We start from the raw sequence: 15,617 nt of genomic DNA, 5'->3' as shown, positions 1-15,617 counted from the left end.
GCATGGATGTACGGGTCGTCGACCACCCCCTGGCCGCCGCACGGCTGACCACCCTGCGGGATGAGCGGACCGACAACGCCGGGTTCCGCTCCGCGCTGCGGGACCTGACCATGATGCTGGTCTACGAGGCCACCCGGGACGCGACATCCGAGCAGATCGCGGTGCGCACCCCGGTGACCGACACCACCGGCTCGCGATTGGCCAACCCGCCGTTGCTGGTGCCGGTGTTACGGGCCGGGCTGGGGATGGTCGACCAGGCGCATGCCCTCATTCCCGAGGCGCAGGTGGGTTTCGTCGGGATGGCGCGCGACGAGACGACGCATCAGCCGACGCCCTACCTGGCGTCGCTGCCAGACGACCTGAGTGCACGGTCGGTGTTCGTGCTCGACCCGATGCTGGCGACCGGCGGGTCGATGGCGTACACCATCGACCTGCTGCGGGAACGCAACGCCGTCGACATCACCGCGGTGTGTGTGGTGTGCGCGCCGCAGGGGATCGCCGCGATTGAGAAGGTCGCCCCCGAAATGCGGCTGATCACCGCGACCATCGACGAAGGCCTCAATGAAGCCGCCTACATCGTCCCGGGACTCGGGGACGCCGGGGACCGTCAGTTCGGCCCGCGCTGAGGCGCTCTGGCCGTCAGGTAGGGCCGGGACAACACCAGTGCCGCCGCGGTGGCGAGCACGAGTACGTACACCGGCAGCAGATGGATGAAGGTGGTATAGCCGATCGCGTAGTGCACGGCCAACGCCGGCAGTGTGCCCGTCACGAACCCGATCAACAGCGACCACCACACCCAGCGCTCGCCACGACGGAACCCCCACATCGCGATCATGGCGATCGCGAGCCCGGAGCCGATCAACGCGCCGCCGAATCCGGCCCGGTCGTGGGCGATGAAGCTGAGCAGCTGCGGGTCGGCGGACCGTAGTGCCGCACCGTGCGTGTGCATGTATCCCAGGTCGGTGGAGACGAATACGTCGGTCAGGCCGACGAACGAGATGGTCGCCCCCGCGACGGCGAGCCCGGCGCCCAGGCCGATGAACAGCAGCTGACCCCACAGCGCGCGCCGGCGCTGGGACTCCGGACCGTCGGGCAGTGACCGCCAGCGGGGCGGGTCCGGCTTGTTCCACACCGCGGCGAGCAGCATCGGGAACAGTGTCACCACCACCAGCGTGTGCAGCGGATCGACGAAACCTGTTCCGACGAAGTAGAACAGCGTGAGAAACGCGACCAGCCCCGAGATCAGCAGGGCATTGCGGGCCCACGCCAGGCCACGCCTGATCCCGCCCCAGCACAATCCGGTGTACAGCGCACCGAGGCCGATCATGTTGCCCGCCATGCTGATCCGGTCGTGCTGGATGAAATGCACCAGGTTGTCGTTGATCCGGCGCAGATCATCCACGCCGAGGCCGAGATAGGACCGGTCATAGCTCAACAACACCGGCCCGAGCGTGATGGCGCCCGCGCCGATACCGGCCACGATCAAGCCGAGTCCGGCCAGCACACCCCACAACCAGCCCGGCCAACGAAACGGGTTGAGCCCGGCATCGGCCAGGCTCGGCGGCCGCGTCGTCGTCCGGGAGGCCGCCTCGACGACCCGGTTGAACCAGCCCGGCCCGCTCGCCAGCAGCACGGAGGGCCGGGCCAGGACGACAGCGTCTGGATCCTGCAGCACCGCAACGGCGGCGGCGATATCCGGGTCGGTCAGATAGCAGTTCTCGCTCGTGTCACCGATGGCCACCTCGTCGACGTCATCGGCGAGCAGCTCGGCGACCTCGGCGGAATCCACCCGGGCGACGACACGGCAGCGCCGACCGGTGGCGGCCTGCCGCACGGTCTCGACATCGGCAGCCGTCACCGGTGCGATCTCGATGATGCCGGCGCCCTGGACCGGCAACACCCGCACGGCATCGCGCGCCACGGACGGCGGAACCACCGCTCCGAAGCGCTCGGCCCAGTCGGGCGGCACCGGCGGGTGATCGAATACCCGTGGAATCCATCGATACCCACCCGCCTCGACCAGCGTGGCCAAGAACCGTAGCGCCCAGCGCTGGGTACGACGTTCCCCGACGACCGCGGACGCAATGGGGCGAAGCGGTTGATATGTCCAGTCCGGCATCGCTGTTGCGGCTACCAGCGTGTTGCGGCGTCGGCCAGGTCCTGGCTGAGCTTCTGGGCGTGCGCCCGGGCGGTATTCAGGTCATCGGTCGGTGCGCAGCGGACTTCGGTGTAGGACTTGAGTTTCGGCTCGGTTCCCGACGGACGCACCACCACTCGGACCGAGGTGTCGGCGTCGCTGCCGGTGAAGATCAGTGCGTCGGTGCGCTGTTGTCCCACCCGCTCCAGCAGATCATCGACGGTGACGCCGATGCCGGCCAGTTCGGTCGGCGGGGCTCCGCGCAAACGGGTCATGGCCGCCTCGGCATCGTCGACGTGGCGCGTGACCGCCCCCGCCACGTGCACGCCGTGGACCTTGGCCAGATCGTCGAGGGCATCGAGCATGGTGCGACCCTGATCGCGCAGTGCGGCCACGAGGTCGGTAGCCAGGATCGCGGCGGTGATCCCGTCCTTGTCGCGAACTGAGGCCGGGTCGACGCAATGCCCGATGGCTTCCTCGTAGGCGTAGACCAGGGTGTTGCCGGGAGACTGGGCGCGGGCCAACCACTTGAATCCGGTGAGGGTTTCGGCGTGCTGGGCGCCGTGCGCCGCAGCGATCGACGCCAGCATCCGCGACGAGACCACGGTGCTGGCCACCAGGGCGGCTTCGCTGACCGGGCCCGGTTCGAGCTGAGACAGGATGTAATCGCCCAGCAGCCAACCGGTTTCGTCGCCGGTGAGCATGCGCCATCCATCGGGTCCGGGCACCCCGACGGCGCACCGGTCGGCATCGGGGTCCAGCGCGATCGCGATCTCTGCGTCGACGTCGTCGGCCAGGGCCAGGAGTGCGTCGACGGCGCCGGGTTCCTCGGGGTTGGGGAAGCTGACCGTGGGGAAGTCCGGGTCGGGGTTGAACTGTTCTTCGACCACGTGGACGTCGTCAAATCCGGCCAGGGCCAGTGCATCAAGGGCGTACTCGCCGCCGACACCGTGCAGCGGGGTAAGCGCCACCCGCACCGAACCGGTGGTGCGCCGTACTCGGGCGGCCCGCTCCAGGTAGCCGTAGACCTGATGGAGGCCACCGGTTTCCACTGCGGCCCGGCGTATCTCGTCGGCGTATGGGGCGCGGGCCACCGCGGCCTCGATCTCGTGATCGGCGGGGGAGATGATCTGCATGCCGCCGTCGAGAAACACCTTGTAGCCGTTGTCGGTGGGCGGATTGTGCGATGCGGTGATCTGGATTCCGGCCACGGCGGGAAGGTGCCGGACGGTATAGGCGACCACCGGTGTCGGGACCGAGGCCATCATGAGAAGGACCTGGAAGCCCTCGGCGGCAAGGACTTCGGCAGCAGCCAAGGCGAACTCGTCGGAGCGGTGTCGCGCGTCGCGGCCCACCACCACGTGCGACCCGCCCAGGCCTCTGTCCTTGAGGACCTGGGCCAGCGCCCATGTGGTGCGCATGACGACGGCCAGATTCATCGCGTCGGGCCCGCCCCGCAACGGTCCGCGCAACCCGGCGGTGCCGAAGGTCAGCGGATTGTTGAAACGGCGGTCGAGCTCATCCGGGCTGCAGGCGGACAATTCGGCCGCGGTCAGCGGGTCGGGGTCATGTGCGATCCAGTCCGCGGCGGCGGTCGCGATGGCAGTCATGACCCAAGTGTGCCCGCAGTGGCGTCGGAGTACGCCAGCTTGCGCAGGACCGGTGCCACCAGCATCAGCAGATCGAACTCCAGATCGGTCAGGTTCTCCCGCATGGTCGCGTGCAGCCAGGCGTCCCGTTCGGCGCGGTCGGCCTGCAGCAACGACGTCCCTGCCGCGGTGATCTCGATGAGCTGACGGCGACGGTCGTGGTCGTCGGGACGGCGGGCGATCAGGCCGCGGCGGACGAGTTCGTTGATGCTGTCGGTCAGCGACTGCGCCCGGACGTGCAGACGGGCGCCCATCTCGGCCGGCGTGGTGGTTCCGCTGCGACTGGCCTCGCCGAGCAGTTCCAGCTGGCTCAAGGTCAGGCCATGGTCTGGACGGTGCCGCCGCATCTGGCGGGTCACCGCCATCATCGACTCACGTAGTTCAGTCGCCGACGTCGCTGCCATAGAGAAGTTATACCTTGGCATTGATAGCAGTATGGGCTTTTAGAGCCCTGTAGGCCGTGAATAGTATGAAGACAGCTCTTACTATTTCGGTGGGAGGTGCGAGACGGCGATGGCGCGGATGCTGCGGTGGGCACTGCTGGCCATCGCGACTGCCGCCGTCACCGTCCCGCTCGACCTCGTCGGCGTTCCCTCGGCCGCGCTGTTCGCCGGGCTCGCGGTGGGCATCGTGCTGGCCCTGGCCGCGCTGGCCCCCGACCGGATGCCGCGCCCCGCCGGGGTCATAGCCCAAGGTGTGCTCGGTGTCTACATCGGCACGATGGTTCACCGAGACGCGGTCAGTGCGATCGGCTCGGACTGGGTGATCGTGCTGGCGATCACCGTGGCGACGTTGGTCCTGAGCATCGCGGCCGGCGGGCTGCTCGGATTGCACCGAGATGTCAGCCCGTTGACCGGGGCCCTGGCACTGGTGGCCGGCGGCGCGTCGGGTCTGGTGGCCATCGCCCGCGAACTCGGCGGTGACGATCGGGTCGTCTCCGTCGTCCAATACCTGCGGGTCGCTCTCGTCACCGCGACCATTCCGCTCGTGGTGACCCTGGTCTTTCACGCCGATCGGTCGCATCCCGCAGCAAGTGTGGCCGAATCCGATTCGGCGCCTTGGTATCTCAGCCTCGCGATGCTGGCCGTCATCGTCGCTGTCGGCGCCGTCGGCGGGCGAGGGGTCAAACTGCCCGGCGCCGGACTGCTGGGCCCCCTGGCCCTGACGGTGACATTGCAACTCACCGGTCTGTCCTTCGGGCTGGCTGTCCCGGCGCTGCTCGTGCAGGCGGCCTACATGGTGATCGGCTGGCAGGCCGGCATCGCCTTCACCCGGGAGTCGCTACGCGCCATCGGCCGGATCCTTCCGCTGGCGCTGACCCTGATCGTGGTGCTCGGCGCGGCCACCGCGGGCCTCGGCGTGGTGCTGGCCGACGTCACCGGGATGACCCAACTCGAGGGTTACCTCGCAACCAGTCCGGGCGGGGTCTACGCGGTGTTGGCCACCGCGGTGGAAACCGGCTCCAACGTCACCTTCATCATCGCCGCCCAGGTGCTCCGGGTCCTGCTGATGCTGTTCGCGGCGCCGCTGATGGCCAGGGTGATGGCCCGGATGGCGGGTCAGAGGCGTGCGATCACCGAAGCCAGCAGGGAACCCATCCGGGTCGCGGACTGACGTCCGGCCTCAAGCACCTCGGCGTGGCTGAGCGGTTCACCTGTCATCCCCGCTGCCAGGTTGGTCACCATCGAAACTCCCAATACCTGCAGGCCGGCGGCCCGGGCGGCGATCGTCTCGTGCACCGTCGACATGCCGACCAGGTCGGCGCCCAGGGTTCGCAACATCCGGATCTCGGCCGGGGTCTCGTAGTGCGGGCCGGGCAACCCGGCGTAGACGCCCTCGGCCAGGGACGGATCGATGTCCCGCGCCAGTGCCCGCAGCCGGGGGGAGTAGGCGTCGACCAGGTCGACGAACTGGGCCCCGACCAGCGGGGACCGGGCGGTGAGGTTGAGGTGGTCGCTGATCAGGACGGGCTGGCCGACCTGGTATTCGGCCCGCAGGCCGCCGGCGGCATTGGTCAGCACCACCGTCGACACGCCCGCAGCCGCCGCGGTCCGCACCGGATGCACCACATGCTGCAGGTCATGGCCCTCATACGCGTGGATGCGCCCGGCCAGCACCAGCACCCGATGGCCGCCGATGCGCACCGAGTGCACCTGGCCACCGTGGCCGTCCGCGCTCGGCGGGGTGAAGCCGGGGACATCGGCCATCGGCACGGTGGCGACCGGATCACCGAGCTCGGCCACCGCGGGTGCCCAACCCGAGCCGAGCACGACCGCGACATCGTGGCGATCGACGCCGGTGCGTTCGGCGATGGCGGCGGCGGCTGCCTGGCTGGATGCCTGGGGATCGGTCACGATAGGCGAGCTTAACGGCCCTGAACACGCAGTGAGATACTGCGAGCATGCCGTCTGCCACCGCCTCGCTGAGCGTCGAGGAAGCCGTCAACCGGCGTCGTGGCGACCTCATCGAGCTCTCTCATTCGATCCACGCCGAGCCCGAACTGGCCTTCGCCGAGCATCGCAGCTGCGCAAAGACACAGGCGCTGCCCGCCGAGTACGGATTTGAGATCACCGAGGCCGCAGGCGGGCTGGACACCGCGTTCCGGGCCTCCTACGGCAGCGGCCCGCTCGTCATCGGGATCTGTGCCGAGTACGACGCGCTTCCCGAGATCGGGCATGCCTGCGGGCACAACATCATCGCGGCCTCGGCGGTCGGCACCGCGCTGGCCCTGGCAGACGTGGCCGACGACCTGGGGCTGACGGTGGTGCTCGTCGGTACCCCGGCCGAGGAACTCGGCGGCGGAAAGGTGTTGCTGCTCAACGCCGGAGTTTTCGACGACATCGCCGCAGCGGTCATGCTGCACCCCGGGCCGGTGGACATCGCCGCCGCCCGTTCGCTCGCGCTCTCCGAGGTGACGGTCAATTACACCGGCCGGGAGTCCCATGCGGCCGTGGCGCCGTATCTGGGCGTCAATGCCGGTGACGCGGTCACGGTCGCGCAGGTGGCGATCGGCCTGCTGCGCCAGCAGCTCATGCCGGGGCAGATGGTGCACGGCATCGTCACCCATGGTGGGCAGGCCACCAACGTCATCCCCGGCCGGGCCGAGATGCGCTACACCATGCGCGCTACCGAGATGTCTGCGCTGCATGAGCTGGAAGACCGGATGGCGGGGTGTTTTTCAGCCGGAGCACTGGCGACGGGCTGCGAGCACCAGGTCACCGAGATCGCGCCGGCCTACGCCGAACTGGCGCCCGACCCGTGGCTATCGGAGACCATCCGTGCCGAGATGCTGCGACTGGGCCGTAACCCGTTGCCGGAGAACGTGGAGGCGAGTGTGCCGCTGGGCAGTACCGACATGGGCAACATCAGTCAGGTGATGCCCGGCATCCATCCGGTGATCGGGATCGACTCGGGCGGGGCCGCGATCCATCAACCGGCGTTCACTGCGGCAGCGGCCGGGCCAAGCGCCGACAAGGCCGTGCTGGAGGGTGCGATCATGTTGGCCCGCACCGTCGTTCGGCTGGCCGAGACGCCGGCAGAGCGAGACCGGGTGCTGGCGGCGCAGCAGAGGAGGCGCGCTTCATGAGCGTGTTGCAGCATGCCGCCGCCCGGTGGTTGTCGGCGAACTATGACGAGATGGTGTCGTGGCGGCGGCATCTGCATGCGCATCCGGAACTGGGCCGGCAAGAGTTCGCCACCACCGAGTTCGTCGCCCGCCATTTGGCCGAGGCCGGGCTGAACCCCAAGGTGCTACCCGGCGGCACCGGATTGACCTGTGATTTCGGCCCGGAGGACGGTCCGCGCATCGCGCTGCGTGCCGACATGGACGCGCTGCCGATGGTTGATCGGACCGGGGCGTCCTACGCCTCGACGGTGCCCAACGTCGCGCACGCCTGCGGGCACGATGCGCACACCGCGATACTGCTGGGCGCCGCGATGGCACTGTCGTCGGTTCCGGAGTTGCCGGTCGGGGTGAGGCTCCTGTTCCAGGCGGCCGAGGAGCTGATGCCCGGCGGCGCGATCGACGCGATCAACGCGGGCGTCCTGAACGGCGTGAGCCGGATCTTCGCCCTGCACTGCGATCCTCGGCTGGCCGTGGGGCAGGTGGCCACCAAACCCGGGCCGATCACCTCGGCGGCCGATTCCATCGAGATCACCTTGCACTCGCCGGGCGGGCACACCTCCCGGCCGCACCTGACCGGTGACCTGGTCTACGGGCTGGGCACGCTGATCACCGGGTTGCCCGGCGTGCTGTCCCGTCGCATCGACCCGCGCCACGACACCGTGATGGTGTGGGGTGCGGTCAACGCCGGGGTGGCCGCCAACGCCATCCCGCAGATCGGCACCCTGGCCGGGACGATCCGCACCGCCAGCCGCGACACCTGGCTGACCCTGGAATCGATTGTGGAAGACACGGTTTCCGCCTTGCTGGCCCCGCTCAACATTTCCCACAGCCTCAACTACCGGCGCGGGGTGCCGCCGGTGGTCAACGAAGAGGTGTCCACCCGCATCCTCACCCACGCGATCGAGGCGATCGGCCCCGAGGCGCTGGCCGACACCCATCAGTCCGGCGGTGGCGAGGACTTCTCCTGGTACCTCGAAGAGGTGCCCGGCGCCATGGGGCGACTCGGCGTGTGGAGTGGGCAGGGCCCACAGCTGGATCTGCACCAGCCCACGTTCGACATCGACGAGCGTGCACTCGGCGTCGGCGTGCGCACGATGGTCAACATCATCGCCGCGTCTGCCTAGCCGGCTACGGCCCGATGTTGCGGGCGGGACGGGTGCGTAGATCGTGCACATACTGGTCGGGCGCGCCGGCGATCTCGGCGGCGTCGGCCATCACCCCGAGATAGCGGGCCGAGGGCAGGCCGCCCTCCCAGGCGTCGACCACGTACAGCCAGGCCAGTACCGGATCGGTGTTGGTGTCCGACGAGGTCCGGTCCACGCGGCAGCGGATCTTCTTGTGGAATCCGAGCTCGGAGCCCTCCCAGTGGTCGAGGCTCTGCTCGTCGGCCGGCGTCATGTCGTAGAGCACGACGAACACCTTCGCCAGCGGGTCCTCGACGACGGTCGCCAGCGCGCCTTCCCAGCCGATGTCCTCACCGCCGAACGTCAACCGCCAGCCGTGCAGCCACCCGGTACCCGCCATCGGCGAGTGCGGAGCCCGCTCGAGCATTTGCTCCGGGTGCATATTCGATCCATACGCGGCGTAGAGCGGCACGGTAAGACAGCTTAATCGGCGAAGTTGGTTAGGTTAGTGCCGTGGCTACCCGCATCGTGATCATCGGCGGCGGACCCGCCGGATATGAGGCGGCCCTCGTCGCCGCTGCCCGCGGCCCGGAGGTCGCTCACGTCACCATCGTCGACTGCGACGGCATCGGCGGCGCGTGCGTGCTGTGGGATTGCGTGCCCTCCAAGACGTTCATCGCCTCCACGGGGGTGCGTACCGAACTGCGGCGTGCCCCCAACCTGGGATATTCGCTGGATTTCGAGCAGTCCAAGATCTCGCTGCCGCAGATCAACGAGCGGGTCAAGAACCTCGCGACGGCGCAGTCCGACGACATCGCCGAGCGGCTGCGTAACGAGGGCATCGAGTTGATCGCGGGGCGTGGCGAACTGATCGACGACGTCCCGGGCATGGCCCACCACCGGGTCAAGGTGACCGGCCCGGACGGCGCGGCGAGCCAGCTCACCGCCGATGTGGTGCTGATCGCCACCGGCGCCAGCCCACGCGTCCTGCCCAGTGCGGCACCCGACGGGGAACGCATCCTCAACTGGCGCCAGCTCTATGACCTCGAAGCGCTGCCCGAACACCTCGTGGTGGTGGGATCGGGTGTCACCGGCGCCGAGTTCGTCAACGCCTACACCGAACTCGGTGTGACCGTGACGGTGGTGGCCAGCCGCGACCAGATCCTGCCGCACGAGGATTCCGACGCCGCCGCGGTGCTGGAGGAGGTGTTCTCCGAACGCGGTGTCACGCTGATCAAGAACGCCCGCGCGGAGTCGGTCACCCGCACCGACACGGGCGTCCGCGTCACCATGGCCGACGGCCGTTCCGTCGACGGCAGCCACGCCCTGATGACGGTCGGATCGGTTCCCAACACGAGCGGTCTGGGTCTGGAGCGCGTCGGCATCGAACTCGGACCGGGCAACTATCTCAACGTCGACCGGGTGTCGCGGACCTCGGTGCCGGGCATCTACGCGGCAGGGGACTGCACCGGATTACTTCCGCTGGCCTCGGTGGCGGCCATGCAGGGACGCATCGCGATGTATCACGCGCTGGGCGAGGCGGTGGCCCCGATCCGGCTGCGAACCGTGGCCGCTGCGGTATTCACCCGCCCCGAGATCGCCGCGGTCGGCGTGCCGCAGGCGGCGATCGACGACGGGTCGGTGCCGGCGCGAACCCTGACGCTGCCGCTCAACACGAACGCCCGGGCCAAGATGTCCAGCCTGCGCCGCGGCTTCGTCAAGATCTTCTGCCGTCCGGCCACCGGTGTGGTGATCGGCGGTGTCGTGGTGGCGCCGATCGCCTCCGAACTGATCCTGCCCATCGCCCTGGCCGTGCAGAATGGCATCCCGGTCGATGAGCTGGCCCAGACCTTCTCGGTGTACCCGTCGTTGTCCGGCTCGATCACCGAGGCGGCGCGCCAGTTGATGAAACACGACGATCTGGACTAGCGGTCACACCGTGCGGCGCCTTCCGTTGCGGGTAACCGGGAACGTAACCCGGAAGCGGCGGGTACTGCTGGCCGGGCCATCCCGGGGGTGGAGTCGACACGACGGGAAACCTACCCATCAATGTGAGCGAATCGGCACTGCACCACGCGGGATCCGGCAAGACACAGGCCGGCGGCCTGCAGAATCGGGCGGATCCCACGTCGTCCACGTAGCCTGGGGATCGTGACTGACCCGATCTCAGCACCGGGCGACGGGCAAACCTTCCTCGGACCGGAGCAAAGGGCGCAAGCCTGGCAACGACTCGGCAGCGAACAATTCGACGTGGTGGTGATCGGCGGCGGTGTCGTGGGCGCCGGCGCTGCGTTGGACGCGGCCACCCGAGGATTGAAAGTCGCGCTGGTCGAGGCGCGGGACTTCGCCTCCGGCACCTCCAGCCGCAGCTCCAAGATGTTCCACGGCGGCCTGCGCTACCTCGAGCAGTTGGAGTTCGGGCTGGTGCGAGAGGCCCTGTACGAGCGTGAACTGAGCCTGACCACGCTCGCACCGCATCTGGTCAAACCGCTGCCGTTCCTGTTCCCGTTGACCAACCGCTGGTGGGAGCGGCCCTATGTGGCGGCCGGTATCTTCCTCTACGACCAGCTCGGCGGTGCGAAATCCGTTCCCGCGCAAAAGCATCTGACCAAGTCTGGGGCGCTGCGTCTGGCCCCGGGGCTCAAGCGCAGCTCGCTCATCGGCGGGATCCGTTACTACGACACGGTCGTCGACGACGCCCGGCACACCATGACCGTGGCCCGCACCGCCGCCCACTACGGCGCGGTGGTGCGCGCGTCGAGCCAGGTGGTTTCGCTGTTGCGCGAGGGCGATCGGGTGGTCGGTGTGACACTGCGCGATTCCGAGGACGGGGCCACCACAGAGGTGCGCGGCCATGTCGTGGTCAACGCCACCGGGGTGTGGACCGACGAGATCCAGGCCCTGTCCAAAGAGCGCGGCCGGTTCCGGGTACGCGCCTCCAAAGGTGTGCACATCGTGGTGCCGCGGGACCGGATCGTCAGCGAGGTGGCGATCATCCTGCGCACCGAGAAATCGGTGCTGTTCGTGATTCCGTGGGGCACGCACTGGATCATCGGCACCACCGACACCGACTGGAATCTGGACCTCGCGCATCCGGCCGCGACCAAGGCCGACATCGACTACATCCTGGGCCATGTCAACACCGTGCTGGCCACCCCGTTGACCCACGACGACATCGACGGCGTCTACGCCGGGCTGCGTCCGCTGCTGGCCGGTGAGAGCGAGGAAACCTCCAAGCTCTCGCGTGAGCACGCCGTCGCGGTGCCCTCGCCGGGCTTGGTGGCCATCGCGGGCGGGAAGTACACCACCTACCGGGTGATGGCGGCCGACGCGATCGACGCTGCCGCAGAGTTCGTCCCCGCCCGGGTGGCACCGTCGATCACCGAAAAGGTTCCGCTGATGGGCGCCGACGGGTATTTCGCGTTGATCAATCAGACCGAGTTCGTCGGGAAGCATTACGGGCTGCATCCCTACCGCGTCCGGCATCTGCTGGACCGCTACGGCTCGCTGATCGGCGAGGTGCTCAAGATGGCAGAGGGCCGGCCCGAACTGCTGGCCCCGATCACCGACGCGCCGGTGTACCTCAAGGTCGAGGCCTACTATGCCGCCGCGGCCGAAGGTGCTCTGCATCTGGAGGACATCCTGGCCCGGCGGATGCGGATCGCGATCGAATACCCGCACCGCGGAGTCAATTGCGCCCGCGAGGTCGCGGAAGTGGTTGCGCCCGTGCTGGGGTGGACCGCCGAGGACATCGACCGCGAGGTCGCCACGTACATCGCCCGGGTGGAGGCCGAGGTGCTTTCGCAGACCCAGCCCGACGATGAATCCGCCGATGCCCTGCGTCAGGCCGCACCCGAGGCCCGCGCCGAGATCCTCGAGCCCGTGCCGCTCAATTGAGAAAACGCCCGCCGCCGCTGCCGGTGCGTGACGGACTCGGCCCGGCGCGGCTGCGGTTGCTGGGCGGCAACGTGCACGACGAGTTGCAGGAGCGGTTCGGTATCGGCGCGAAAGTGCTTGCCGGAGAGGTTGTTACGCCGGACGGTGTGGCCATCGATGCCACGACGTCGCTGCCCGCCGGTGCGCATGTCTACTTCTACCGCGATCTGGCCGACGAGGTGGAAGTGCCGTTCGATATCCCGGTGCTGTATCGCGACGACGACATCGTCGTGGTCGACAAGCCACACTTTTTGGCCACCATGCCCCGCGGCGGGCACATCGCGCAGACCGCGCTGGTGCGGTTGCGCCGTGAACTGGATCTGCCAGAGTTGAGCCCCGCGCATCGGCTGGATCGGCTGACCGCGGGCGTGTTGCTGTTCACCGTGCGCCGCGAGGTCCGGGGCCGGTATCAGCGGCTGTTCGCCGAGGGCGGGGTGCGCAAGACGTATCTGGCCCACGCTGCCGGCACACTCACGGTGGCGCTGCCCACCACGTTGCGCAGCCGGATCATCAAGCACCGCGGGCAGTTACAGGCCTTCGAGGAGCCCGGGGAACCCAACGCCGAGACGTATGTCGAGGAGCTGGGAGAGGGGCTGTACCGGCTGTTGCCCCGAACCGGGCGGACGCATCAATTGCGGGTTCACATGGCCTCGATCGGGTTGCCGATCATCGGTGATTCCTTGTACCCCAACGTGATCGACGTCGCGCCCGATGATTTCGGCGACCCGCTGCAACTATTGGCCCACCGCCTGGAGTTCACCGATCCGATAACCGGTGAGGACCGCGAATTCGTCAGTGCCCGGATAGTGGGCCGAAGCCTTGCGTGACCGGACCGCGGTGATGTTCTACTGACGGGGTGAACCGTGAGACTTTTGACCATCTGTTCGACATGACCGACCGGACCGTGATCGTCACCGGCGGCACCCGTGGCATCGGATTGGCTCTCGCCGAGGGCTTTACGCTGGCCGGCGCCCGGGTGGTCGTCGCCAGCCGCAAGCCCGAGGCCTGCGAGCGGGCGGCCGAGCACCTGCGCTCGCTAGGGGGAGAGGCGATCGGGGTTCCCACACACAGCGGGAACGTCGACGACCTCGGCGCATTGGTGGACCGCACGGTCGCCGAGTTCGGCGGGATCGACGTGGTGGTCAACAACGCCGCCAACGCGCTGGCCCAGCCCCTGGGTGAGATGACGCCGGAGGCCTGGGCGAAGTCCTACGAGGTGAACCTGCGCGGGCCGGTGTTCCTGGTGCAACACGCGCTGCCGCATCTGAAGGCCAGCCCGAAGGCGGCCGTGCTGAACATGGTGTCGGTCGGGGCGTTCAACTTCGCCCCCGCACTGTCCATCTATGCCTCGGGCAAGGCCGCGCTGATGTCGGTCACCCGGTCGATGGCGGCTGAGTTCGCCCCGTTGGGTATTCGGGTGAATGCCCTGGCGCCGGGACCTGTCGACACCGACATGATGCGCAACAACCCGCAGGAGGCCATCGATCTCATGAAGGGCGGGACCTTGATGAAGCGGCTCGCCACCCCGGACGAGATGGTCGGCGCGGCCCTTCTCATGTGTTCGGACGCCGGCAGCTACATGACCGGGCAGGTGATCATCGTCGACGGTGGCGGGACACCTCGCTGACCTCGGCAAGGCTGCCGGTGCCGACGGACAGGATCTGGCTGCGGTTCTCCACATGCAGCGCCGTTTCCAGACAGCCGGCGTCGAGGTTGGCCCACAGCACCTGTTTGGTCGATTCCAGCCCGAATTTCCCGTAGCCGCACAGGGTTTCGGCGATTTCAAGGGCGGCGTCGAGCAAGTTCGCCGTGTCGTCGACGACGCGGGTGACCAGTCCGAGCCGCAGCGCCTCCGGCGCCTCGACCGCTCGCGCGGTGAGGATCAGGTCGAACGCCGGGCCCGCACCGATGATCCGGGGCAGGGTGTAGCTCACCCCGATGTCGCAGCCGCCGATGCCCAGCTTGATGAACTGCGTGCAGAACTTCGCCGACGGACCGGCGATGCGAATGTCGCTGGCCGCGGCCAGCGCGAAGCCGCCACCGTATGCCGCGCCGTTGACCGCGGCGATGACGGGTTGACGCAGCCGGTGCAGTTTGACCGTCAGGTTCGCGATGCGTTCCTGCCACCGCATGCCCGAGCGGGGGAATTCGGTGCCGCCGCCGGCCTCGGGCGGATTGGGATCGCTCAGATCCAGGCCCGAGCAGAAGCCACGTCCGGCGCCGGTGAGCACCACGACGCGGCACTCGTTGTTCGCCGCGATCGCGTCGAGGGTGGCGTGCAGGGCCTCGACCAGTTCGTAGGACAGCGCGTTGAGCTTTTCGGGGCGATTGAGCGTGATGACGGCGATTTCGGGCCGCGGGTAGGCGAGATCGAGTGGCTGTGCTGGGGGCATGAGCGGACCCTAGCCGGTGCTGTGCCACCCGTTGACGCCAACGGCGATCATCCGTAGTTGTTTGACCGCGGTGCGGTGGATGGCCTCGACGGCCGCCGCATCGCCCGCATCTTCGAGGCTCTCGGCTATCGAGATCATCGAGTTGACGAACAGGTTGGACAGGATGTTGAGATCCTCGCTGCTCCAGTCCTTGAGGCCGGGGAAGCGGGCCAGGTCGATCGCGAGCTCGGACGTGATCAACCGGATCTCGGTGCGAATCGCGTAGCGCAGCACCGACACACCGCTGGAACGTTCGCGGGCGATGAACCGCCAGTACTCGCGCCGGTCGTTGAAACTGCCGATCAGGATCTCGGCCGAGGATTCGATGACGTGGTGCGGGTCGAGCTTGCCGGCACGCGCACCGCGCAGCATGTCGCGCAGGGACCGGAACGACTCATCGATGAGCACCAGGCCGAGCGCATCCATCGAGTCGAAGTGCCGGTAGAACGCGGCGGGCACGATGCCGGCCTCCCGGGTGACCTCCCGGAGGGACAGCGCGCTGAAGCTGCGGTCTTCCAGCAGGGTCAACGCGGCCGTGATGATCGCGCGCCGGGTGGCCTCTTTGCGTTCTTCTCGGGACAGCGTGTCCCGCGACCGCGACGACGATTCGGATCGTCGCGTTCGTGAGCTCGATGTTCGTGAATTGGGCGTACGTGTGTTCACTGATGTGAACCCTACCACTTGCTGGGTTTTTATCGTTGACAGAGTCATGTG

At 68.3% G+C, this 15,617-nt stretch carries 15 protein-coding genes; 8 read left to right on the top strand and 7 right to left on the bottom strand.

Annotated elements, in window-relative coordinates:
* Window positions 1-2 precede the first annotated feature (2 nt).
* Window positions 3-626 carry a uracil phosphoribosyltransferase gene (upp, locus tag ACZYZ7_RS19530; RefSeq protein ID WP_135453132.1) on the top strand — a complete coding sequence of 208 codons (624 nt, stop codon included), beginning with the start codon at window positions 3-5 and terminating at the stop codon, window positions 624-626.
* Here upp and ACZYZ7_RS19525 read toward each other — a convergent pair.
* The 3 genes from ACZYZ7_RS19525 to ACZYZ7_RS19515 are packed head-to-tail and all read right to left on the bottom strand — an operon-like array spanning window position 608 to window position 4,190.
* Window positions 608-2,119, bottom strand: coding sequence for a hypothetical protein (locus tag ACZYZ7_RS19525; protein ID WP_463741542.1), 1,512 nt, complete (start codon window positions 2,117-2,119; stop codon window positions 608-610). The two genes, upp and ACZYZ7_RS19525, sit on opposite strands and share 19 nt — an antisense overlap.
* A gap of 11 nt (window positions 2,120-2,130) precedes the next feature.
* The gene (locus tag ACZYZ7_RS19520; protein WP_463741541.1) at window positions 2,131-3,747 is read right to left on the bottom strand and encodes a phospho-sugar mutase; all 1,617 of its coding nucleotides are present in this window, start codon (window positions 3,745-3,747) and stop codon (window positions 2,131-2,133) included.
* Window positions 3,744-4,190 (bottom strand): MarR family winged helix-turn-helix transcriptional regulator, encoded by a 447-nt coding sequence (locus ACZYZ7_RS19515; RefSeq protein WP_450070340.1) that lies wholly within the window; start codon window positions 4,188-4,190, stop codon window positions 3,744-3,746. The genes ACZYZ7_RS19520 and ACZYZ7_RS19515 overlap by 4 nt, the downstream gene beginning before the upstream one ends.
* A 109-nt stretch (window positions 4,191-4,299) precedes the next feature.
* Between ACZYZ7_RS19515 and ACZYZ7_RS19510 the strand changes: the two genes are divergently transcribed.
* Window positions 4,300-5,400 carry an AbrB family transcriptional regulator gene (locus tag ACZYZ7_RS19510; protein ID WP_463741540.1) on the top strand — a complete coding sequence of 367 codons (1,101 nt, stop codon included), beginning with the start codon at window positions 4,300-4,302 and terminating at the stop codon, window positions 5,398-5,400.
* Here ACZYZ7_RS19510 and ACZYZ7_RS19505 read toward each other — a convergent pair.
* A complete protein-coding gene (locus tag ACZYZ7_RS19505) occupies window positions 5,346-6,140 on the bottom strand; it encodes a purine-nucleoside phosphorylase (protein WP_463741539.1) in 795 nt (264 codons plus the stop codon). The genes ACZYZ7_RS19510 and ACZYZ7_RS19505 overlap by 55 nt on opposite strands.
* 47 nt (window positions 6,141-6,187) lie before the next feature.
* On the opposite strand from ACZYZ7_RS19505, the gene ACZYZ7_RS19500 reads away from it, so the two are divergent.
* Window positions 6,188-7,372, top strand: coding sequence for a M20 family metallopeptidase (locus ACZYZ7_RS19500; RefSeq protein ID WP_463741538.1), 1,185 nt, complete (start codon window positions 6,188-6,190; stop codon window positions 7,370-7,372).
* Entirely contained in the window at window positions 7,369-8,535 is a 1,167-nt protein-coding gene (locus tag ACZYZ7_RS19495; RefSeq protein ID WP_135453141.1) for a M20 family metallopeptidase, read from the top strand. The genes ACZYZ7_RS19500 and ACZYZ7_RS19495 overlap by 4 nt, the downstream gene beginning before the upstream one ends.
* Before the next feature lie 4 nt (window positions 8,536-8,539).
* On the opposite strand, the gene ACZYZ7_RS19490 is transcribed toward ACZYZ7_RS19495, so the two are convergent.
* Window positions 8,540-9,007 carry a gamma-glutamylcyclotransferase gene (locus tag ACZYZ7_RS19490; protein WP_135453142.1) on the bottom strand — a complete coding sequence of 156 codons (468 nt, stop codon included), beginning with the start codon at window positions 9,005-9,007 and terminating at the stop codon, window positions 8,540-8,542.
* A gap of 41 nt (window positions 9,008-9,048) precedes the next feature.
* Between ACZYZ7_RS19490 and ACZYZ7_RS19485 the strand changes: the two genes are divergently transcribed.
* The 4 genes from ACZYZ7_RS19485 to ACZYZ7_RS19470 all read left to right on the top strand — a co-directional run bounded on the left by ACZYZ7_RS19485 (window position 9,049) and on the right by ACZYZ7_RS19470 (window position 14,098).
* Window positions 9,049-10,464, top strand: coding sequence for an NAD(P)H-quinone dehydrogenase (locus ACZYZ7_RS19485; protein ID WP_463741537.1), 1,416 nt, complete (start codon window positions 9,049-9,051; stop codon window positions 10,462-10,464).
* Between the two features lie 222 nt (window positions 10,465-10,686).
* Window positions 10,687-12,432, top strand: coding sequence for a glycerol-3-phosphate dehydrogenase/oxidase (locus ACZYZ7_RS19480; RefSeq protein ID WP_463741536.1), 1,746 nt, complete (start codon window positions 10,687-10,689; stop codon window positions 12,430-12,432).
* Window positions 12,429-13,298, top strand: coding sequence for a pseudouridine synthase (locus ACZYZ7_RS19475; protein WP_463741535.1), 870 nt, complete (start codon window positions 12,429-12,431; stop codon window positions 13,296-13,298). The genes ACZYZ7_RS19480 and ACZYZ7_RS19475 overlap by 4 nt, the downstream gene beginning before the upstream one ends.
* 29 nt (window positions 13,299-13,327) lie before the next feature.
* On the top strand, window positions 13,328-14,098 hold the full coding sequence (locus ACZYZ7_RS19470) for an SDR family NAD(P)-dependent oxidoreductase (RefSeq protein WP_450070333.1): 771 nt from the start codon (window positions 13,328-13,330) through the stop codon (window positions 14,096-14,098).
* Here the strand turns inward: ACZYZ7_RS19470 and ACZYZ7_RS19465 are convergent.
* Together ACZYZ7_RS19465 and ACZYZ7_RS19460 are read right to left on the bottom strand one after the other, a co-directional pair.
* On the bottom strand, window positions 14,067-14,864 hold the full coding sequence (locus ACZYZ7_RS19465) for an enoyl-CoA hydratase/isomerase family protein (protein WP_463741534.1): 798 nt from the start codon (window positions 14,862-14,864) through the stop codon (window positions 14,067-14,069). The two genes, ACZYZ7_RS19470 and ACZYZ7_RS19465, sit on opposite strands and share 32 nt — an antisense overlap.
* A gap of 9 nt (window positions 14,865-14,873) precedes the next feature.
* Entirely contained in the window at window positions 14,874-15,566 is a 693-nt protein-coding gene (locus ACZYZ7_RS19460) for a TetR family transcriptional regulator (protein ID WP_463741533.1), read from the bottom strand.
* Window positions 15,567-15,617 lie beyond the last annotated feature (51 nt).

The organism is Mycobacterium sp. IDUB_17, from assembly GCF_055419465.1.
Note: the sequence above shows the minus strand (reverse complement) of the source record. Positions and strands in the feature narration are given on the sequence as shown.

Excerpts from the sequence above, each read along its gene's own strand:
- ACZYZ7_RS19510 (WP_463741540.1), top strand. The coding sequence starts at position 4,300 with ATGGCGCGGATGCTGCGGTGGGCACTGCTGGCCATCGCGACTGCCGCC.
- ACZYZ7_RS19520 (WP_463741541.1), bottom strand. The coding sequence starts at position 3,747 with ATGACTGCCATCGCGACCGCCGCCGCGGACTGGATCGCACATGACCCC.
- ACZYZ7_RS19525 (WP_463741542.1), bottom strand. The coding sequence starts at position 2,119 with ATGCCGGACTGGACATATCAACCGCTTCGCCCCATTGCGTCCGCGGTC.
- ACZYZ7_RS19465 (WP_463741534.1), bottom strand. The coding sequence starts at position 14,864 with ATGCCCCCAGCACAGCCACTCGATCTCGCCTACCCGCGGCCCGAAATC.
- ACZYZ7_RS19500 (WP_463741538.1), top strand. The coding sequence starts at position 6,188 with ATGCCGTCTGCCACCGCCTCGCTGAGCGTCGAGGAAGCCGTCAACCGG.
- ACZYZ7_RS19515 (WP_450070340.1), bottom strand. The coding sequence starts at position 4,190 with ATGGCAGCGACGTCGGCGACTGAACTACGTGAGTCGATGATGGCGGTG.
- ACZYZ7_RS19495 (WP_135453141.1), top strand. The coding sequence starts at position 7,369 with ATGAGCGTGTTGCAGCATGCCGCCGCCCGGTGGTTGTCGGCGAACTAT.
- upp (WP_135453132.1), top strand. The coding sequence starts at position 3 with ATGGATGTACGGGTCGTCGACCACCCCCTGGCCGCCGCACGGCTGACC.